Raw genomic sequence first — 20,101 nt, forward strand, 5'->3', positions numbered from 1 at the left:
TGACCTCATTAATGACAGCTAACGCTTGGCGGTTACGAGGAACTTGAATCGTCCGAAGTGGTCACGTCGCCGTCTTGCGGTGTTGCAAGCCACTTTTTGAGTTTAGCCTCTTTTGAACTTCGGCTTTCTGTGCGCAGACTTTGTTGGCTCGCACTCGCAGCGAACGTCGGCTCTCCGCCCTAGACGCCCACCTCACACCCCCAAACGTCACCCCGACCAACACCCGAACCTCCCCACCTGACACAAACTAACACATCAAAACCCCGCATTTACGCCCCCAAACCCCCCGTTCTGGTGGAATTCCTGACCTAACCTGCGGTTGCGCGGTGGGGCGGGGTCGGTCATCCTTTATGCCGTGGCGGGCATTTTTCCCGTCCGGTTTTGCGTAACGATTTCCGACCAATTTTTGCAAATCATATTTGAACAGGAGGCCAGATTATGGCTGGAACTCAACACGGGCTGACGCGGCTCGACCAACTTGTGAAAACCTGTCTGCATGGCAACGGACCTGCGCGGCCCTTTGCCCAGACGCTCGGGCGGGTGATGCCGCCCAATCCCGTCCATGTGACCAACATCACCCATGCGGACGTCATTCAGGCGCTCGACGATCTGTCCCAGACCATGGGCGTGACCGAAAACACCGACGGGCCTGCGGATGCGGGCATGACCTTTTTCGGTCAGTTCGTGGATCACGATATCACCCTTGATGCGACCTCGGCGCTTGGCACGCGGATTGATCCGTCGACCATTGCCAATGTGCGCACGCCGGCGCTTGATCTCGACTGTGTCTATGGCGCGGGCCCCGAGGCGTCGCCGACCCTTTATGGTGCGGGCGAGGCCGAGCAGTTCCTGATGTTCGGGCGCAAGGACAACCCCCGCGATCTGGCCCGCACCTGTGCGGGCAAGGCGCTGATCGGGGATTTCCGCAATGACGAGAATATCCTTGTTGCGCAGGTGCAGTCGATCTTTATCGAGTTGCACAACCTGCTCATGTCTCTGCGGGTCGAAGGCGGCGACGCGGCGGATGACATCAAGGCCTGTGCGCATATGGGCGTGGAAAAACACGTCTGGCACGATCACGTCAGCCCCAAGCTGACCAATTTCGAGGAAGTGCGCCGTTTCATCCGTCTGCATTACCAGTGGATGGTGTGGTGCGAACTGCTGCCTGCCTTTGTCACGCAGGACTGCCTTGACTGGGCGCTGCAGGAACAGCCCTTTGGCTGGGACGCGCCGGTGATGCCGGTGGAGTTCACGGGTGCGGGCTATCGCTTTGGCCATGCTACGACGCAGTTCCAATATGCGCTGACGGATGGCGCAAAACCGCGGGGTCTGTTCGCCTTGCCCGGCTTTGGTCCGCGATCCGAGGACGGGAATATCGACTATGCGATGTTCTTTTCAATGAACGGCGCTGTGGCCTCGCAAAAGGCGCGCCCCGTGGGGCCGAAAATGGGCCTGCCGCTGCTGAACCTGCCCTTTGTGCACGACCGGATCGAATTGGCGGATATCGAGCACACCCTGACGCTGGACCAATCGCGCAACCTTGCCCTGCGCAACATGGTGCGCGACCGCTATACCTACCAACTGGCCAGCGGCCAGCAACTGGCGGACAAGCTGGGCACCAAACGTGTGCCGGTGCCGGATGTGCTGGCCGACAAAGGGTTCAAAAAGACGCCGCTGTGGTTCTATTGCCTGCAAGAGGCCGAAAGGGACGGCGATGGCAAGCTGACAGGGGCAGGGGGCCGCTTGGTCGCCTCTGTCTTTGCCAACCTGCTGCGCCGTGATCCCACGACCTTCCTGCACATCCCGCACTTCAAACCGTGGCACGGGTTCAAGGGACAGCCGAGCATCCTTGCCGGTATCATCGCCTTCATCGAGGCCAACCGTAGCGAGATGAAGCATGTCAAAGAGCTGCAATGCGGCTAAGACCTTACGTAAGGCGGATTTAAATCCGCCTTACCATCCACTTACCCCCGCCAATCAGGCTTGCAAGCCCGCACGCGCCTTGTCACTGTGACGCGCAAAGGGGCGGTGCCGAACCGGCAAGCGACCCCGTTCAAACACACGCTCGGGAGGTGCGCGATGCTTGGCCAAATGATGAATTTTCCCCTGACAATCGGGTCGTTGATCGACCACGCGGCGCGCTATCACGGCGACACTGAAATCTTTTCGGTGAACACCGGTGGCGGCACCGAAACCACATCATGGCGGCAGGTTGGGGCCAATGCCCACGCGCTTGGCGATGCGCTGCTGGGCCTCGGGCTGGAACCACAGGCGCGCTGCGCCACCATCGCGTGGAACAACCGCCGCCATCTTGAAATCTACTTTGGCGTCTCCGGCGCAGGGCTGGTGTGCCACACGATCAACCCGCGCCTGTTTCCCGAACAGCTTGTCTATATCATCAACCATGCACAGGACCGCGTCTTGTTCATCGACGCGACCTTTATCCCGCTGGTCAAGGCGATCCGCCCGCAAATTCCGGACGTCGCCCATATCGTCCTGATGGGGCCGCGCGATGACGCCGCCGCGGCTGAGATCGAAGGCCTCAAGTTCTATGACGATTTGGTCGCCGCAGGCTCGCCCGATTTCGAATGGCCCGCCTTTGACGAAAATACCGCGTCGTCGCTCTGCTATACCTCCGGCACGACGGGCAACCCCAAGGGCGTGCTGTATTCGCACCGCTCGACCGTGCTGCACGCCTTTGCATCGAACACCCGCGACTGCATCGGCTATTCGGCCATGGATGTGGTCCTGCCGGTGGTGCCCATGTTCCACGTCAACGCGTGGGGCTCGCCCTATGGCTGCGCGCAATCGGGGTCGTCCATGGTGATGCCGGGGCCGGGGCTGGACGGGCCATCGCTCGTCAAGCTGATCGACGACTATGGCGTGACCATAGCCCTTGGCGTGCCGACCATCTGGCTGGGCCTGCTGAACGAGGCAAAGGCCTCCGGCTCGAAACTCGCCAGCCTCACGCGCACGGTGGTGGGCGGCTCGGCCTGTCCGCCGTCGATGATCGCCGCCTTCCGCGACCAATACGGGGTCGAGGTGATCCACGCATGGGGCATGACCGAAATGTCGCCGCTGGGATCGTCAAACCAACCGCTGGCGAAACATGCCGCCCTCCCGATTGAGGAACAGCACCGCCTGCGCGAAAATCAGGGGCGCCCGCCATGGGGTGTGGAGTTGAAGATCGTCGATGCCGATGGCACCGAACTGCCCCGCGACGGGGTGGCCCAAGGTGATCTGATGGTGCGCGGCCACTGGATCCTCGACGCCTATTTCCGCACCAGCACCGAGGACACGCTGACCGATGGCTGGTTCCACACGGGCGACGTCGCCACGCTGGATCCTGACGGCTATCTGTCGGTCAAGGACCGGTCCAAGGACATCATTAAATCGGGCGGCGAATGGATTTCCTCGGTCGATCTGGAAAACATCGCCATCTCGCATCCCGACCTTGCCGACGCCGCCGTGATCGGCGCACGGCATGAAAAATGGGACGAACGCCCCGTGCTGATCGCCGTCGCCGTGACGGGCAAGAACCCGAGCGAGGAAGAGGTGCTCTCGATCTTTGAAGACAAGATCGCCAAATGGCAGGTGCCGGACCGCGTGATCTTCACCGACGTGCTGCCACGCAACGCGACCGGCAAAGTGCTGAAACGCACCCTGCGTGAGGAGTTCGGCGACGTGCTGATCGGGTAGGGGGCGCGATAACCTTATGCGATCAAACGCGCCCTATGTGGCGTGTTGCGCGTTCGATGCGGTCTGGTCCCGTCACAGTGACGGCCAGATCGCAAATGCCTTCGCGAGAAACGCTTAAACCCTTGCCTTCACAGCATGTTCAGACCATGCGCGATCTCTGCTGCGATTGCCTTGGCATCCACGCCCTCGCGTTCGGCTGATACCCGCAGCCCCAAAAGGTCCGACTGATACCTGCGCGCCAGCGCCTTGGGATCATGGGTGCCTTTGATGGCACCTGCTGCTTGGGCCTGCGCGAACAATTCCTCGAACTGCGCCTCCATCTTCAGCAGGTGCAAATTGGCCTCGCGGGCCAAGGGGTTGTTGTGCGCATGCAGTTCCAGCAGCGTTTTGGACAGCATGCAGGCCTTGGCGGGGGCGGCATCGTTTTGAACCACCATCTCGGGAAAAAGCTGTAGCGCCTTGATCGGCCCGTGTTCGACGGCCAGCGCGATCAACCGCTCCCGCCCGTCGCGCGCATATTTGTCCAACGCCAGCGCGAACAACGCGTCTTTGGACCCGAAAGCCGCATAAAAGCTGCCCGGCTTCATCTTCAACTCGGCCTCCAGATCCTTCAGCGACGTACCCGCCCAGCCGCGTTTCCAGAACAGGTCGCGCGCGCGTTCGATCAGATCGTCTCGGTCATAGCTCGGTTTGCGTGGCATCGGATCACCGGTTCTTGAATGATTGCTCAATTATATACTTGAGTGATCGCTCAATAAACCCTAAATGCGTTCTATCGCCATCCACAAAGGACATACCGACATGAACTTCCCATCCCACGACCTCGACACCGCGCCCGAAGCGTCCAAACCGCTGCTGGAGAACTCGCAAAAAGCCTTTGGCCGTTTGCCTGGACTGCACAAGGTTCTGGCCGAAAGCCCGCAGGCCTATGAGGGCTATCAAGTGCTGCACAAGCTGTTCACGGAAACGGATTTTGACGCGGACGAACTCACCGTCGTATGGCAGTCCATCAATGTCGAACATGAATGCCACTACTGCGTTCCGGCCCACACCGGGATCGCAAAGATGATGAAAGTGTCCGACGACATCACCGACGCCCTGCGCAATGAAACCCCGCTGCCATCGGCCAAGCTTGAGGCGCTGCGCACGTTCACGATCCAGATGGTGCGCCAACGCGGCAACGCCACGGACGCGCAGATCGAAACGTTCTTTGCCGCCGGATACAGCCACCGCGCTGTGCTGGATGTCATCTTGGGCATCGCGCAGAAAACGATGTCCAACTACGTGAACCACGTTGCGGTCACGCCCGTTGACGAAGTGTTCCAGCCCCTGAAGTGGGAACGCAGCGAGACACCTCTCGAAGTCTGATAGGATACAGGCGCGCTTGGCCGTAACTGCCAAGCGCGCCTTCTTTGGCTGCGCGGGGCATTCAGGGCAAAACAGCCAAACCCCAAAAATTGCGCAACTCTGTCACGCGTTAAATCCCGATATAAGCGCCGTGCGTGCCGTTAACAGGGCCGGGAATCGCGATTTATATGCCGCGCGGTGCACAGGTTGTGCACAGGTGGTGTACAGGTTGTGATCCACAATAACCTATGCATCCCAGTGCGTTAACGCCCAAACCTCACCCAAACCACCAACACATGCAAAAAGGGCGCGGATGTGACACCGCGCCCCTGTCTGACCAACCGTCGTCCTAGCCGATAATCGCGCCATCGTCCCGCTTGACCACCACGATGCTCGACCGCGGCAGCGCCCCTTCGCCATCGGGGAACGGCGCGTCGGGATGCTGGATGCCGACAAACATGCTGCGCCTGTCTGTCGACCATGCAAGCCCCGTGACTTCGGCCCCTTTCGGCCCCGTTAAGAAGCGGCGGATTTCACCCGTTACAGGGTCGCCCGCCAGCATCTGGTTGTTGCCCATGCCTTCGAAATCGCCTTCGTTGCTGTCATCACCATCGGTCTGGATCCACATGATGCCGGTGGTGTCGAACTGCATCCCGTCGGGCGAGTTGAACATGTTGCCCGCGTTGACGTTGTCGGACCCTTGATAGGCACCTTCCTGATTGGTCGGGTTGCCCGCCATCACGTAAAGATCCCATTCGAAACCGTCCGCACCATGGTCATCCGCCATCGGGCGCCAGCGCACGATCTGCCCGTATTTGTTGGCCTCGCGCGGGTTCACCGCATTGGCCGAGGTGTCGTCTCCGCCCGCGTTCGGCTTCACGCCACGGTTCTTGTTGTTGGTCAGGCAGCAATAGGCCTCGACCGCTCGCGGGTTCACCGCCACCCATTCGGGGCGGTCCATGGTGGTGGCCCCCACGGAAGAGGCGGCGATGCGGCTGAAAATGGCGATTTCGGGCGCGCTCATGCCTGTGGCTTCTGGCGTCAGGGCCACCCATGTGCCGGTCATGTCGTCGTTGAACTTCGCCACATAAAGCTGCCCCTCGCTCAACAAGGTCGAGGTATCGCCACCGGCCACGAACTTGTCGCGGCTCAGCCATTTGTACATGAACTCGCCACGTTCATCGTCGCCCATATAGACGACCACACGGCCATCATTGGCCAGCGCATAGGCGGCGTTCTCGTGTTTGAACCGGCCCAAGGCGGTGTGCTTGACCGGTGTGCTGTCAGGCTTGGCGGGGTCGATTTCTACAATGTAACCAGCACGATGCGGCTCGTTCGGGTTTTTCGAGATGTCAAAGCGCGCATCGAACCCGTGGTAGTTATAGCGGTTCTCGCCAACCTTGGTGGTCACGCCATAACGGTCGAACCCCTTGGCTGTCGTGTCATCCAGCGTCACCTCTTCGGTGGTGCCGAAATAGCCGTTAAAGTTCTCTTCGCAGGTCAGGTACGTGCCCCAAGGCGTGCGTCCCGAACCGCAGTTGTTGAACGTGCCAAGGCTTTGGGTGCCACTCGGGTCAGCCTCGGTCTTGAGCAGATCATGCCCCGCCGCAGGCCCGTCGATGGTCATCGGTGTATTGTGGTGGATGCGGCGGTTGAACGGGCTGTCGACCACAACCTGCCAGCCGTCCGGCCCCTCGGCCACTTCCATCACGCTCACGCCCTGAAAGTTCTGCAACCGCAGCACATCGTCTGCCGACACGGGCATGCCATCCTCGGTATGGGCAAGGTTCAGCTTGGGGTTCACATATTCGCTGTTCACCACCAGCAACTCGTGGCCGCCCACGGTGAACAGTTCCATGCCATCCGTGTTCTCGCCAAAGACGCGGTCAGAGCCTTCTGTGGGCACGCCTGTACCTGCATCAAAGGCGGGCGCGTCCGAGAACAGCGGGTCGCCCCAGCGGACCAGAACCTCCCACGAATAGCCCTCTGGCACATGCACGGTGCCATCGGTCTGCGCCGGTAGCGCGTCAAAGGCAAAGCGGTCCGACTGGCCCGCACGGGCGGCATCGGCGGACAGCATCGACGTGCCCATCACTGCCGCGCCCGATCCGAAGGCGACAACCCCGTTCAGAAAACCGCGACGCGAAATGGCCGCTTCGACCACGTGGTCAAACCCGTTGGTATCGGGGCGCGGGAAATGCAGCTCGTCCCAGTCATCAGGGGACATGGCGTGTTGTTCGAGGTCTTTCATCATCTTCTCCGTTCACGTGGGGCCAGATCGCTGTCATGGCGTGCGCGCTCGATAGCGAAACTGTGCAACGGATCTGTGACAGACGGGCAGGGGGCGCAAAAGAACACTGGCCCAAGCGGCAAAGGCCCCGCAAGGCAAAACCGGCGCAAGGCCTTTGTCGGTGTATGTCCCGAATGATGGTAAATCTGGCTGTGGATGACGGCGAACAAGAGCCTGCCATGTTCGAGGCGATGTGCCTGAAGGAAACCGCAAAACGAACGGTCTGCGCGGCAAAACGGCGGGTGATAAACGCTTAATTTGCTTGGCCAAGGGCGGCGGGAACACCAAGCTACGCGCAGGTCTTCCTACTAGTCCCCGCCGCCCACATTACCTGCTGGCTAGGGCCTGATCCTAGTTCAGCACTGCCGCGATCGAGCCAATCAGATCAAGCACCGCCTTGGTGTCTCGGTCGACCCGATAGACGTTGTCACCTAGCCGGTAGTAGGTGGAGTTCGGGTCGAGCCCATAACGATCCGGGTTCCTAATCAGGACATAATCGCCCTGCAGGATGTCCCCACGCCCATAAATCTTTTTTGCCTGGCCAGGTGGCAAGCAACCGTTCTGCTTTTTCGCAAGTCCCGGGGGGCAACCCTTGTTCGAATTGGCCACCGCAGAGACCGGCGCGATGGCGATCAAAATGGCGATAGAGCCTTTGAGTATTCGGTTCATGGTTCACCTTCCTATCATATCTACCAATAGAACTGGGGCGCTGGCAGACTTTGCCAAGCCACGCGCATTTGAGACAGCGAAGTTCCGCCAAGCATACTGTGGCGCACCCCTTCGGCTGCGCGTGATATTAGTCTGGGTGAACGTTCTGGATCCGTGCTGCAACACCTACGCGGACGTTCTCGATTGTGCCCGAGTGACCGTCCTGGATCAGCGCAAAACAAGGCCAGAACGCGCGTCAAACGCCGTATTCACATGGGTGAAACTGTGGTGAAGATCTGGAGCGGGTAACGAGAATCGAACTCGTAACTAAAGCTTGGGAAGCTGCCGTGATACCTTTTCACCATACCCGCCGCTGGGTTTGTGGGATAGGCGCGCCCGCCCGTGGCGTCAAGCGGATTTGCATCGCCCTAGTGCGCGATCCGCGCCTGATAGAGGTTGATGAGCGCCGGAATGACAATACCGTCCGGCCCTTCGTATTGGCGCATCTTTGCCTCCAGCGCATCCAGCAGCCGCGCACGGTCTTCCGCGCTCGGGTTGAAGTGGCGCAAGGCGCGGTCCGCGGGGCCGATCTGGGTCAGCAGATGCGCGACCTCACGGGCATCTCCCTGTGCGGTCAGGCCGACCTCGTGCGGGTCACACGTAATATCTCGCAGTCCCGCCGCCGCCAGCATCGGGATCACCCGCGCACTGTCTTCAAAGGCAAAGGGGCCGGGCAGGGTGCGGTCGGTCTTTTCCATACGCCCAAGGATTTGCGTCGCAACCCCTGCGGCATCCATGAAATAGGGGTTCTGCGGCGCAGGCCCCCACGCGGCAAAGGTCAGCGTGGCGGTGGGCGTGAGGGCGCGTGTCATATTGGCAAAGGCCTGCGTGCTGTCCTCGAAAAACATCACGCCAAAGCGCGAGATCATCGCATCAAAGCTGCGTGCATCAAAAGCATGGGTCTGCGCATCGGCCTTAAGGCAATTGGCATTCGGATGATCGCGCAGCCGCGCACGGGCCAGCGCCAGCATCGTGTCCGAGATATCAAGCCCCGTCACATGCCCATCTGGCCCTACGATTTGCGCCGCCTGCGCCACGCTCGCCCCCGTGCCACAGCCGACATCCAGCACTCGCGCCCCTTGCGCCAGCGGCGCATGCGCAAAGACAAGATCGTTCACAGGCTGCAACAGCGCGTCCATCTGCGCCTGCAACGCCACCCATTTCTCGCCCGCATCCGTGGTCCAGAATTCTTCCTGATCTGCGTTGGTCATGGTGAGCTCCGGCGGGTTGTGTTGGCGTTAGGGCAGGGTGGTGGTGCTTAGAGGGTCACCCGTAGCGATGGTTCTCGGGCACGCCGGTCGCACTAGTGTACGGGCGCGCCTCTGGCGAATATTATTTTCAGGCGCGCCTCCGGCGGCGACGCCCCGCGCCACCCTCATCCCCGCCCGAGTTGAAGCTCACCTCCGGCAAGGTCACGATCGTGTTCAGGATCGGAAAGGGTTCAACCGAATTGGGAATGGCCGAGGCATTCACGAAATGCTCCTGAAAGCGCGGCTCGATCGCGGTTTCGACCTTGTGGATGCGCCGCACGGTCTCTTCGATCTCGGCCCGTGTGTCGCGGTTCAACAGGGCAATGCGCGCCCCCGTTCCGGCAGCGTTTCCGGCGGAAACCACCTTGTCCAGCGGCGCATCGGGGATCATCCCCAGCACCATCGCGTGCTTGGGCGAGATATGCGCGCCAAAGGCACCGGCCAGCACCACGCGGTCGACTTTCTCGACCCCGAACTTGTCCATCAGCAACCGCGCCCCGGAATAAAGCGCCGCCTTGGCCATCTGGATGGCGCGGATGTCGGGATTGGTGATGGTGATCAGCGGCCCGCCCGTTGCTGTGCCGTCATGCAACACATAGGAATGCGTGCGCCCGTCAGCGACACAGCGTGTCGTGCCCGTCTGGGCCGCGCTGCCGATCAGGCCCGATGCATCCAGCACCCCCGCCAGCCGCATCTCTGCAATGGCTTCGATGATGCCCGACCCGCAAATGCCGGTGATGCCGGAACCAGCGGCGGCGGCGTCAAATCCGTCCTCGTCCGACCACGCGTCCACACCGATGATGCGGAACCGCGGTTCCTTGGTCACGGGGTCGATTTCCACCCGTTCGATCGCGCCAGGCGCGGCGCGTTGGCCCGATGTGATCTGCGCCCCTTCAAAGGCCGGTCCGGTCGGGGATGAACAGGCCAGTACCTTCTCGCGATTGCCCAGCAGGATTTCCGCATTGGTGCCCACATCGACCACCAGCACCAGATCGTCTGACTTGTCCGGTGCCTCGCTCAGTGCCACCGCAGCCGCATCCGCACCCACATGGCCCGCGATACATGGCAACAGATAGACCCGCGCCGAGCGGTGGATGCTCAGGCCCAGATCCTCGGCCCGCAAGCGCAGGGAGTTCGAGGTGGCCAGCGCAAATGGCGCCTGACCCAGTTCGAACGGATCAATGCCAAGGAACAGATGGTGCATGACCGGATTGCAGACAAAGACCGCATCGACGATCAGTTCCTTGTCGATGCCGCCCTCTTCGGCGATCTGGGCGATCATCGCATTCATGCCCTCGCGCACCGCGCGGGTCATTTCATCCGCACCGCCCGAATTCATCATGCCATAGCTGACGCGGCTCATCAGATCCTCGCCAAAGCGGATCTGCGGGTTCATGATGCCGCTCGACGCCACGACCTCGCCGGTCACAAGATCGCACAGATGCCCCGCGATGGTGGTCGACCCAAGGTCCACCGCCAGCCCGTAGATCGTCCCGTCGTAATACCCCGGCCAAAGGTGCATGATGCGCGGCGCGTTCTCGTCATCGCCCAGATGCACGGCGGCGGTCACTTTCCACGCGCCCTTGCGCAACACCGGCTGCAATTGCTGTAGGATATGCAGATCGGCATGGATATTGGTGATGCCCCATTCCGCCTCCAGCGCCGCCACCAACCGCTCGAGGTCGCCCGACGGCTCGTGCATGTCCGGCTCCTGCACCTCGACATAAAACAGCTTGGTGGACGGGTTCATCACGATCTCGCGGGCTTCGGCGCGCTTGCGCACCACCTGCTTGTGCACCTGACTTTCGGCTGGCACGTCGATCACCACATCGCGCTGCACTGTCGCCTGACAGCCAAGGCGACGGCCCTCTTTCAGACCCCGCTTGGATTTGTAGCGCTGCTCGACCGCATTCCATTCCGACAAGGCGTCGCTGGCCACGGTGACCCCGTGTTTCGGGAATTCGCCCACACCCGGTGTGATCTGGCATTTCGAACAGATGCCGCGCCCGCCACAGACGGAATCAAGATCCACCCCCAACTGCCGCGCAGCGGTCAGGATCGGCGTGCCCACCGGAAAACGCCCCCGCTTGCCCGACGGGGTAAAGACGACCAAAGGATCACCGCTCATACAGACCTCGTTTCATGGTTTTGCGCCAACATAGGCCCTGCGCCGAAAAGGGAAAGGCACCTTGCGACATCGCAGCTTCCGACACCGCCATCCGACACGTCCCATGCTTCTTTTCGTCAAAAATACTCTGGGGGGCCCGCAGGGCGGGGGCAACGCCCCCTCGACCTCACCACCGCGCCGCCATCGCCTCAGCCGCGCCGCGCATGAAAGACGAACCCCAGCAGGTTCATCAATACCTGCGCGGCAAGGATCGCGGTGCTACCCGTGGGGTCGTAATCCGGCGCAACCTCCACCAGATCAATGCCGACAATGTCGTGGCGCTTGGCCACGGCCTGCAACATTTCCAGCACATCGTAGTACAGGAACCCACCATGGCTCGGCGTGCCAGTACCCGGCGCAATGGACGGGCAGAACGCGTCGATGTCGATGGTGACATAGACCCGCGCCCGTTCGGGAATATGGGCGATGACTGCATGCGGTCCCATCTGGCGTGCCTGCCGGACCGAGATGATGTCCGACCCCATGGCGCGTGCATCCTCGTAGCCTTCCCGCGCGGTAGAGCTGACATTGCGGATGCCCACCTGCGTCAGGCCGGTGACATAGTCTTGTTCGGCGGCGCGGCGCATCGGGTTGCCGTGCCCGTGCCGCACGCCGTGGCGCTCGTCCACGAAATCCAGATGCGCATCGATTTGCAGCACATGGATATCGCCCTGATCGTCAAAGGCGCGGATGCAGGGGATGTTGATCGAGTGATCGCCGCCAATGGTGACGGGCAGGGCACCGGCGGCAAGGGCGGCGCGCACGCCTGCCTCGATATTGCGGTGCGATCCTTCGGTATCGGTGTGGATAATGTCCGCATCGCCCATATCCACGATCCGCACCGTGTTGGGCAGATAGGTGGCGTCGTCCTCGTGATCATAGGCCCCGCCATGGCCAAAGCTGAACAGGGTCGAGGCCTCGCGCACCGCCCGTGGCCCGAACCGCGCGCCCGAGCGCCACTGCGTGCCCGCGTCAAAAGGCGCACCCAGAATGGCCACATCCGCATCCAGCGCCTCCCAATCCTCCACATAGGGCCGCTTGCCAAAGGTCGAGATGCCGACAAAAGGCAGGTTCAAACGGCCCGTGTCATAGGTGTTCGTCATGGGGTCACGCTCCTGATGCAACTATCTGCGCCCATCTTTGGCGCAGCGCAGGCCGGTTGAAAAGCGTGTGGATGCGGCACGGCTGCGTGGTCTTGGCGAAAACGGCGCGCGCCCTCTTTCCATTCTGGAATGCCCGTGACATACGAAATCGTCAAACGAACCCTCCCCAAGGAGACCCCCATGGAGATTCGCGAGGCACTTACCTTTGATGATGTTCTACTGGTTCCGGCTGCGTCCAGCGTGCTGCCTGCCACGGCTGATACGCGCACGCGGGTGACGCGCTCGATTGCGCTGAACATTCCGCTTCTGAGTTCCGCAATGGACACAGTGACCGAGGCGCGGATGGCCATTGCCATGGCGCAGGCTGGCGGCATGGGTGTGGTACACCGCAACCTTGATGTGGAAACACAGGCGCAGGAAGTGCGGCGGGTCAAACGGTTCGAATCCGGCATCGTCTACAACCCGATCACGCTGCGCCCCGACCAGACACTGGCGGACGCCAAGGCGCTGCAGGAACGCTATCGCGTAACAGGGTTCCCGGTCGTGGACGACGCAGGCCGCGTTGTGGGCATCGTGACCAACCGCGACATGCGCTTTGCCGTCGATGACGCCACACCCGTCTCCGTGATGATGAGCCACGATAACCTCGCCGTATTGGCCGAACCCGCCGACCGCGAGGAAGCGATCAGCCTGATGAAGGCGCGCCGCATCGAAAAGCTGCTGGTGACCGACGGGCAGGGCAAACTGACCGGCCTTCTGACACTGAAGGACACGGAACAGGCGGTTCTGAACCCCACCGCGTGCAAGGATGATCTGGGTCGCTTGCGGGTCGCTGCCGCCTCGACTGTCGGGGATGCAGGGTTTGAACGGTGCGAGGCGCTCGTGGATGCTGGCGTGGACATGATCGTGATCGACACTGCCCACGGCCACTCCGAAGGGGTCGCAGACGCGGTACGCCGCGCCAAGGGGCTGTCCAACGAGGTCCAGATCGTCGCCGGTAACGTCGCCACAGGCGCTGCCACGCGCGCACTGATCGACGCGGGCGCCGATGCGATCAAGGTCGGCATCGGCCCAGGCTCAATCTGCACAACGCGTATGGTTGCGGGCGTCGGGGTGCCACAGTTGACGGCCATCATGGATTGCGCTGCCGCTGCGGGCGAGGTGCCTGTCATTGCCGATGGCGGCATCAAGTTCTCGGGCGATTTCGCCAAGGCCATCGCGGCAGGCGCATCCTGTGCCATGGTCGGGTCGATGATCGCAGGCACCGATGAATCCCCGGGCGAGGTTATTCTCTATCAGGGCCGCAGCTTCAAATCCTACCGCGGTATGGGTAGCCTTGGGGCGATGGCGCGCGGCTCTGCCGACCGTTATTTCCAGAAGGATGCGGCCAGCGACAAGCTGGTGCCCGAAGGGATCGAAGGGCAGGTGCCATACAAGGGTTCCGCCGGTGCGGTTGTGCACCAGCTTGTCGGCGGCTTGCGTGCGGCCATGGGCTATACCGGCTGTGCGACAGTGGACGAGATGCGCAAAAACTGCACCTTCGTGAAGATCACCGGCGCGGGTCTGAAAGAAAGCCACGTGCATGACGTTCAGATCACCCGTGAATCCCCGAACTACCGGATCGGATAAGCAGTGACCAAGCCAAGCGCCCAACCCAACACAAAGCCCGCATCGTGACGCCCGCAGCGCGCGTTTCCGCCGCGATCGAAATCCTCGACCTGATCATCGCGGGTCAGGCAGCGGAGCAGGCTTTGACCCGTTGGGCGCGCGGCAGCCGCTTTGCAGGCTCGGGCGACCGTGCGGCGGTGCGCGATCACGTCTTTGACGCGCTGCGCAACTGGCGCAGTGATGCTGTGCGCGGTGGCGGCACGGACGGGCGGGCGCGGATGCTGGGCCGTTTGCGCGCGCAAGAGGCCGACATTGATGCCTTGTTCACAGGTGACGGACATGCGCCCGCGCCTTTGACACCAGACGAACAAGGCGGCGGGCAATCCCCAAGCGACAAGGGCGACCTTTGGGATTTGCCCGACTGGTTAATCACCGCATTCGAAGCCAGTCTCGGCGATCAGGCCGAGGCCACCGCGCTGGCATTGAAAGAGCGTGCACCAGTCACATTGCGGGTAAATACAGCGCGCACCGATGTGACGACGGCGCAGGCGCGTTTGCTGGCTGACGGCATCGAAACCGTCGCCAATCCGCGTGCCGCCACCTCGCTAACCGTGACCAAAGGTCCGCGCCGCCTGCGCAACAGTTCCGCTTATCTTGATGGGCTGGTCGAGCTTCAGGATGCGGCCAGTCAGGCGGCGATCCTCGGGCTGGAAGGGCGTGGCCGCGCGCTGGATTTCTGCGCAGGGGGCGGGGGCAAATCGCTGGCTTTGGCAGCGCAGGGCTGGGCCGTGACCGCTCATGACATCAACGCCAAGCGTATGGTCGATCTGCCTGCACGTGCAGCGCGCGGGGGGCACGATATTGCGATCTGTCCGCCCGAGGCGTTGGCGAGCGCCGGAGAGTTCGACCTCGTGTTCTGCGACGCGCCCTGTTCGGGTGCCGGCACATGGCGGCGCACGCCCGAGGCGAAGTGGGCGCTGACGCCTGAACGCCTTGATGAATTGCTGGAAATGCAGGCGCAGGTGCTGGATCAGGCAGCGGCGCACGTGTCATCCGCAGGGCGGTTGGTCTATGCGACGTGCTCCGTCCTTGCCGCCGAGAATACCGCACAGATCCAGGCGTTCTTGTCCCGCACATCCGGCTGGCGATTGGCCGCAACGCAAAGCTGGGGCGTGGATGCGTGGGGCGACGGGTTCTTTGTCGCGCAATTGGAACGCACCTGATACGCGCGCTGCTCGCGCCCAATTCAACTTTAAGTTTAGTAGATTTGCCATGTCCTGTGTTATGGATCGTCCATGACACCCGCATTTCCGTGCGGGTTAAGCACCGGTTAACCGTTTTGGCGGCAGAACGGTGTGAACGATTCGAATACGACGGGGGCATTTGTGTCAGACAGCGTTGCTTTGCAGAACAGGTTCGCACGAATGGCCTCAACCAAATCGCAGCGCGCTTACGGCTTGCTTGGCGCTGCGGTCCTGTTCGGGGTGATGGGGTTTCTTGCGCCTGAACCCTTGGTGCAGTCGAGCTTTTGCGCCGCTGCCCTTGCCCTGACAGCGCTCGGGCTGATGGTGACAGTCGCGGGGCGCCGGATGCGGATCGAACAGGATATCGCCCTGTCCGCCATCAAACGCTTTATTGAAAAGGACGGCTCGCCCAGTTTTGTGTGCTCCCATGACGGCGAGGTGCTGCGCGCCAATGCCGCCGCGCGCAAAACCTTTGCGACCCTTCAGGGTGAAACGCTCGCGGGCACGTTGCGCAATACATTCGCCAATCCGGGCGGGATTATCTTTCGTCTGAAGGCCGCCGCGGACGCTGAAAACGGTGCCGCGCAAGAGGATATCGTGACCCGCAAAGGATATGTCCGGCTGGCCGTTCACGCGCTTGACGAGGATCGGTTGCTCTGGCGGCTTGAGGCGGTGTCGGACACGGGGCCGGGTCGCGGGACGGACGGCCCCGGCCTGCCGATGGTCATGATCGGACGCACAGGCGCGATCCTGTATATGAATGACCGCGCGCGCAAACTGGTCGGCTCTCGGGCGAAATCGCTCGACGTGATCTTTACCAGCCTGCCCGTGCGCGACGGCGAGGTGAACGAGATTACAACCGCCAATGGCCCTGCGGAAGTTCTGGCCAGCAAAGTCGACGCAGGTGCTGGGCGCACGGCCGTTTACCTTTTGCCCCCGCCCGACGTGCTAACCGACACGAGCGATCAGCCCGCCACTTGGACCGCGTTCGAGGATTTGCCCGTGCCCTTGGTACGCTTTTCCCCCGATGGCACAGTGCAGGGGTTCAACCGCAAGGGCGCGGACCTTGTCGGGCCGGAACTGGATGTGGGGGTGCATATTACGACCCTGATGGAGGGGTTGGGCCGCCCGATCACCGATTGGCTGGATGAAACAACCTCGGGCCGCGCCGTGCAGCAGTCAGAATTTCTGCGGCTCAAGCGGGCGGATAAAGAGATGTTCGTGCAGGTGGCTCTGAACCGGATGTGTGATCAGGCCGACACCTCCATTGTAGCGGTGCTAGCCGATGCGACCGAGCTAAAGACGTTGGAAGCGCAGTTTGTCCAAAGCCAGAAAATGCAGGCCATCGGCCAGTTGGCAGGCGGCGTGGCCCACGATTTCAATAACCTGCTGACCGCCATCTCGGGCCATTGCGATCTGCTGCTGTTGCGCCATGATCACGGGGATTCTGATTATGGTGATCTTGTGCAAATCAACCAGAACGCAAACCGCGCGGCTGCCCTTGTGGGCCAATTGCTCGCCTTTTCGCGCAAACAGACCCTACGCCCCGAAGAACTGGATTTACGCGACACCATGTCCGATCTGACGCATTTGCTGAACCGCCTGGTCGGGGAAAAGGTGCGGCTGACCCTGACCCACGATCCGGTGCTGAAACCGATCCGTGCCGACAAGCGCCAGCTTGAACAGGTGTTGATGAACCTCGTCGTCAATGCGCGCGACGCCATGCCCAATGGCGGAGAGATCGAGATCGAGACGGAATGCGTTTCCCTCTCCGAACCGCTGGAACGGGATCGTGTGAGCGTGCCCGCGGGGGATTACGTCTGCCTGCGCGTGATGGACGCGGGCATGGGCATCCCGCCCGACAAGCTGCAAAAAGTGTTCGAGCCGTTTTATACGACCAAACGCACGGGCGAGGGGACAGGGCTGGGTCTATCCACCGCCTACGGCATCGTCAAACAGACAGGCGGGTTCATCTTTGTCGACAGCGCCGTCGGGAAAGGCACCACATTTACCATCATGTTCCCCGTCCTTGAAGGAAGCGTTGCCGCCCCCGTGGCCGAACCCAAACCCGAACCGAAGCTTGAGCCGAAACACGGCGAAGGTGTCATTCTTCTGGTCGAAGATGAGGCCCCCGTGCGCGCCTTTGCCAGCCGCGCATTGCGCCTGCGCGGCTACACCGTCCTCGAAGCGGATTCAGCCGAAGCGGCATTGAAAACACTCGAAGATATTGACCTGAACGTCGACCTTTTTGTCACGGATGTCGTCATGCCAGGTAAGGACGGCCCAAGCTGGGTGCGCGAGGCGCTAAAGGTCCGGCCCGAAGTGCGGGTGGTGTTTGTGTCGGGCTATACCGAGGACAGGCTGAACAACCAGAAAGACAGCATTCCGAACTCCGTGTTCCTGCCCAAACCATTCTCGTTGAATGATCTGGCCGAGACTGTGCACAGCCAACTTCACTAGAACGCAGGCTCAGGCCGAGGGGATGGAGTCGTAAAGGTCGAATTCTTCGGCAAATTTCCGGCGAAAGCGTTGCTCCACATCCGCCGACAGGTTCACCGGAAGGGCAGGCGAGACATTGGCCCGTTCCAGTTCAAATTCAACGCCGAGCCGTTCTGTTAGAAATGTTTGCAGCCGGTCCTGCTCCTCATATCGGAACAGGTGCGTCACACCGGTGCCGTTCGGCTGGCTTTCCAGAAACTTGAACTGGCTCCCCACATCCGCAAATGCGGGCTTTTTCCCCTTCATATAGGCCAGCACAAAATCATCAAAGCTGATACCTTCGGTTGAATTCGGTTTGCCCTGCATGAATGGCCGCTGTCGGTACCGCCACCAGCTTCCCAGCCAGCTGATCGGTTCGCGCATCACCGCCATGACTTCCAGTTCGGTGTCGCATACTTTCAGAAACATGGGCCGCACAAACCGGTTGTAGCGATAAACCGGCGCGTGCTTTAGCATTGGTGGCTCGGAAATCACCAGATCCGCGTAATCGCGCAGCGCCGCTTCGTACGCCGTCGTGCCGGTTTTCGGGACCGACAGGAAAGCCAACTTTGCCTTGTAAAAAACCAACACCTACGCTGCACCGCCCGTTGTCATTCCGTCATTTCCGGCAATCCGGTCCTATTTCTTGCGCCAGTTTTCCCGCGTGGGGCCATCTGAACAATGCAACCAACTAGAATTGCCTTCCAGGTTTGTAGTGGCCTTTCTCGCGATCTTTCAAGTGTCCAAATCCTGCGGGTGCGTGCCAGCGGCAATTGTATCTCGCACGGTCTTCTCACAACGGAATGGAGAAATGGATAGGCATTCATCAACCGTTAACCTGACTGTCCTAGCTTTGATCCATACCCATTCAGACGCCTATCCTCATCGGCGCGGGCCATAACCCCGAAGGAAGGAAAGAGAGAAAAAGATTGAAATGTTCTCGGTTTGGTCCCATATGGAACGCAAGGGGAACAGAATGACACAAGCGGCAGCGATTGCCGCCCCCATGCGGGTGTGACACAAAGGACAAAATTCATGGCAATGGCAGACCTTTTGACAATGACAGACAAAAAATCAGCAGACAAACAGAAGGCGCTCGACAGCGCATTGGCTCAGATCGAACGTCAGTTCGGCAAGGGGTCCATCATGAAGCTGGGCGACAAAGGTGCCGTGATGGATATCACTGCCAGTTCGACCGGATCGCTTGGCCTTGATATCGCATTGGGCATTGGTGGCCTGCCGATGGGCCGTATCATTGAGATCTATGGCCCTGAATCGTCGGGTAAAACCACGCTGACCCTGCACTGCGTTGCAGAGCAGCAAAAGAATGGCGGTGTCTGTGCGTTTGTGGACGCCGAGCACGCCCTTGACCCGCAATATGCGAAGAAGCTTGGCGTTAACCTTGACGAGTTGCTGATCTCGCAACCCGACACGGGTGAGCAAGCATTGGAGATTACGGACACGCTGGTCCGCTCCGGTGCTGTGAATATGGTTGTTGTCGATTCGGTTGCCGCACTGACGCCCAAGTCGGAACTTGAAGGTGATATGGGCGACAGCAGTGTTGGCGTTCAGGCTCGTTTGATGAGCCAAGCCATGCGCAAACTGACCGGTTCCATCAGCCGCAGCAACTGTATGGTCATCTTCATCAACCAGATCCGGATGAAAATCGGCGTCATGTTCGGCTCGCCCGAAACGACGACCGGGGGCAACGCGCTCAAGTTCTACTCCTCGGTGCGTCTCGATATCCGCCGCATCGGTGCGTTGAAGGATCGTGACGAAGTGGTCGGCAACGCGACCCGCGTTAAGGTCGTCAAGAACAAGGTGGCACCGCCCTTTAAGCAGGTCGAATTCGACATCATGTATGGCGAAGGTATCTCCAAAATGGGTGAGCTGCTGGATCTGGGCGTGAAGGCTGGCGTGGTCGAAAAGTCCGGCTCTTGGTTCAGCTATGGGGACGAGCGGATCGGGCAGGGGCGTGAGAATGCCAAGACCTACCTGAAAGAAAACTCTCGTATCTCGATGGAGATCGAGGACAAGATCCGCGCTGCCCATGGTCTTGATTTCGATATGAGCGATGCGGAAAAGACCGGCGACGACGATATCCTTGAAGCGTAACGCCGATCTTCCGCCGCTCAGGTTCCCACGATCCTGAGGTGAAGACGGCCTAAAAAAAGAGATAGGGTGATGCTCATGCGTCACCCTGTTTC

The 20,101-nt window shown here is 60.9% G+C and carries 14 protein-coding genes and 1 tRNA gene; 7 read left to right on the plus strand and 8 right to left on the minus strand.

Annotated elements, in window-relative coordinates:
* The first annotated feature begins 438 nt into the window (after positions 1–438).
* Entirely contained in the window at positions 439–1,923 is a 1,485-nt protein-coding gene (locus AC6GQJ_RS01620) for a peroxidase family protein (RefSeq protein WP_500771117.1), read from the plus strand.
* A gap of 156 nt (positions 1,924–2,079) precedes the next feature.
* Positions 2,080–3,699, plus strand: coding sequence for a long-chain-fatty-acid--CoA ligase (locus tag AC6GQJ_RS01625; RefSeq protein ID WP_500771119.1), 1,620 nt, complete (start codon positions 2,080–2,082; stop codon positions 3,697–3,699).
* A 128-nt stretch (positions 3,700–3,827) separates the two neighbouring features.
* Here the strand turns inward: AC6GQJ_RS01625 and AC6GQJ_RS01630 are convergent, their stop codons facing one another.
* Positions 3,828–4,400: a TetR/AcrR family transcriptional regulator gene (locus AC6GQJ_RS01630; RefSeq protein ID WP_500771121.1), complete on the minus strand. Its 573-nt coding sequence runs from the start codon at positions 4,398–4,400 to the stop codon at positions 3,828–3,830.
* Between the two features lie 100 nt (positions 4,401–4,500).
* On the opposite strand from AC6GQJ_RS01630, the gene AC6GQJ_RS01635 reads away from it, so the two are divergent.
* Entirely contained in the window at positions 4,501–5,067 is a 567-nt protein-coding gene (locus tag AC6GQJ_RS01635; protein ID WP_500771123.1) for a carboxymuconolactone decarboxylase family protein, read from the plus strand.
* Positions 5,068–5,395: 328 nt separating this feature from the next.
* On the opposite strand, the gene AC6GQJ_RS01640 is transcribed toward AC6GQJ_RS01635, so the two are convergent.
* The 6 genes from AC6GQJ_RS01640 to speB form a co-directional block, all read right to left on the minus strand.
* A complete protein-coding gene (locus AC6GQJ_RS01640) occupies positions 5,396–7,297 on the minus strand; it encodes a PhoX family protein (RefSeq protein WP_500774000.1) in 1,902 nt (633 codons plus the stop codon).
* Between the two features lie 390 nt (positions 7,298–7,687).
* Complete coding sequence (locus AC6GQJ_RS01645) at positions 7,688–8,005, minus strand: excinuclease ABC subunit A (protein WP_500771125.1); 318 nt, start codon at positions 8,003–8,005, stop codon at positions 7,688–7,690.
* A gap of 276 nt (positions 8,006–8,281) precedes the next feature.
* Positions 8,282–8,355: transfer RNA gene (locus AC6GQJ_RS01650), tRNA-Gly, on the minus strand.
* A gap of 57 nt (positions 8,356–8,412) precedes the next feature.
* Complete coding sequence (locus tag AC6GQJ_RS01655; protein WP_500771127.1) at positions 8,413–9,255, minus strand: class I SAM-dependent methyltransferase; 843 nt, start codon at positions 9,253–9,255, stop codon at positions 8,413–8,415.
* A gap of 127 nt (positions 9,256–9,382) precedes the next feature.
* Entirely contained in the window at positions 9,383–11,422 is a 2,040-nt protein-coding gene (locus AC6GQJ_RS01660) for an ASKHA domain-containing protein (protein WP_500771129.1), read from the minus strand.
* 188 nt (positions 11,423–11,610) lie between these two features.
* Positions 11,611–12,564, minus strand: coding sequence for an agmatinase (speB, locus tag AC6GQJ_RS01665; RefSeq protein ID WP_500771131.1), 954 nt, complete (start codon positions 12,562–12,564; stop codon positions 11,611–11,613).
* Positions 12,565–12,744: 180 nt separating this feature from the next.
* Between speB and guaB the strand changes: the two genes are divergently transcribed.
* The 3 genes from guaB (at position 12,745) to AC6GQJ_RS01680 (ending at position 17,876) form a co-directional block, all read left to right on the plus strand.
* Entirely contained in the window at positions 12,745–14,193 is a 1,449-nt protein-coding gene (gene guaB / locus AC6GQJ_RS01670) for an IMP dehydrogenase (protein WP_500771133.1), read from the plus strand.
* A gap of 44 nt (positions 14,194–14,237) precedes the next feature.
* The gene (locus AC6GQJ_RS01675) at positions 14,238–15,395 is read left to right on the plus strand and encodes an RsmB/NOP family class I SAM-dependent RNA methyltransferase (RefSeq protein ID WP_500771135.1); all 1,158 of its coding nucleotides are present in this window, start codon (positions 14,238–14,240) and stop codon (positions 15,393–15,395) included.
* Between the two features lie 201 nt (positions 15,396–15,596).
* A complete protein-coding gene (locus AC6GQJ_RS01680; protein WP_500771137.1) occupies positions 15,597–17,876 on the plus strand; it encodes an ATP-binding protein in 2,280 nt (759 codons plus the stop codon).
* A gap of 9 nt (positions 17,877–17,885) precedes the next feature.
* Here the strand turns inward: AC6GQJ_RS01680 and AC6GQJ_RS01685 are convergent, their stop codons facing one another.
* Positions 17,886–18,485, minus strand: coding sequence for a gamma-glutamyl kinase (locus tag AC6GQJ_RS01685; protein ID WP_500771139.1), 600 nt, complete (start codon positions 18,483–18,485; stop codon positions 17,886–17,888).
* 444 nt (positions 18,486–18,929) lie between these two features.
* Between AC6GQJ_RS01685 and recA the strand changes: the two genes are divergently transcribed.
* Positions 18,930–20,009 carry a recombinase RecA gene (recA, locus tag AC6GQJ_RS01690; RefSeq protein ID WP_500771141.1) on the plus strand — a complete coding sequence of 360 codons (1,080 nt, stop codon included), beginning with the start codon at positions 18,930–18,932 and terminating at the stop codon, positions 20,007–20,009.
* The last annotated feature ends 92 nt before the right edge of the window (positions 20,010–20,101 follow it).

Source organism: Tateyamaria sp. 7Alg 36 (assembly GCF_059882455.1).

Excerpts from the sequence above, each read along its gene's own strand:
- AC6GQJ_RS01620 (WP_500771117.1), top strand. The coding sequence starts at position 439 with ATGGCTGGAACTCAACACGGGCTGACGCGGCTCGACCAACTTGTGAAA.
- AC6GQJ_RS01625 (WP_500771119.1), top strand. The coding sequence starts at position 2,080 with ATGCTTGGCCAAATGATGAATTTTCCCCTGACAATCGGGTCGTTGATC.
- AC6GQJ_RS01630 (WP_500771121.1), bottom strand. The coding sequence starts at position 4,400 with ATGCCACGCAAACCGAGCTATGACCGAGACGATCTGATCGAACGCGCG.
- AC6GQJ_RS01635 (WP_500771123.1), top strand. The coding sequence starts at position 4,501 with ATGAACTTCCCATCCCACGACCTCGACACCGCGCCCGAAGCGTCCAAA.
- AC6GQJ_RS01640 (WP_500774000.1), bottom strand. The coding sequence starts at position 7,297 with ATGAAAGACCTCGAACAACACGCCATGTCCCCTGATGACTGGGACGAG.
- AC6GQJ_RS01645 (WP_500771125.1), bottom strand. The coding sequence starts at position 8,005 with ATGAACCGAATACTCAAAGGCTCTATCGCCATTTTGATCGCCATCGCG.
- AC6GQJ_RS01655 (WP_500771127.1), bottom strand. The coding sequence starts at position 9,255 with ATGACCAACGCAGATCAGGAAGAATTCTGGACCACGGATGCGGGCGAG.
- AC6GQJ_RS01660 (WP_500771129.1), bottom strand. The coding sequence starts at position 11,422 with ATGAGCGGTGATCCTTTGGTCGTCTTTACCCCGTCGGGCAAGCGGGGG.
- speB (WP_500771131.1), bottom strand. The coding sequence starts at position 12,564 with ATGACGAACACCTATGACACGGGCCGTTTGAACCTGCCTTTTGTCGGC.
- guaB (WP_500771133.1), top strand. The coding sequence starts at position 12,745 with ATGGAGATTCGCGAGGCACTTACCTTTGATGATGTTCTACTGGTTCCG.
- AC6GQJ_RS01680 (WP_500771137.1), top strand. The coding sequence starts at position 15,597 with ATGGCCTCAACCAAATCGCAGCGCGCTTACGGCTTGCTTGGCGCTGCG.
- recA (WP_500771141.1), top strand. The coding sequence starts at position 18,930 with ATGGCAATGGCAGACCTTTTGACAATGACAGACAAAAAATCAGCAGAC.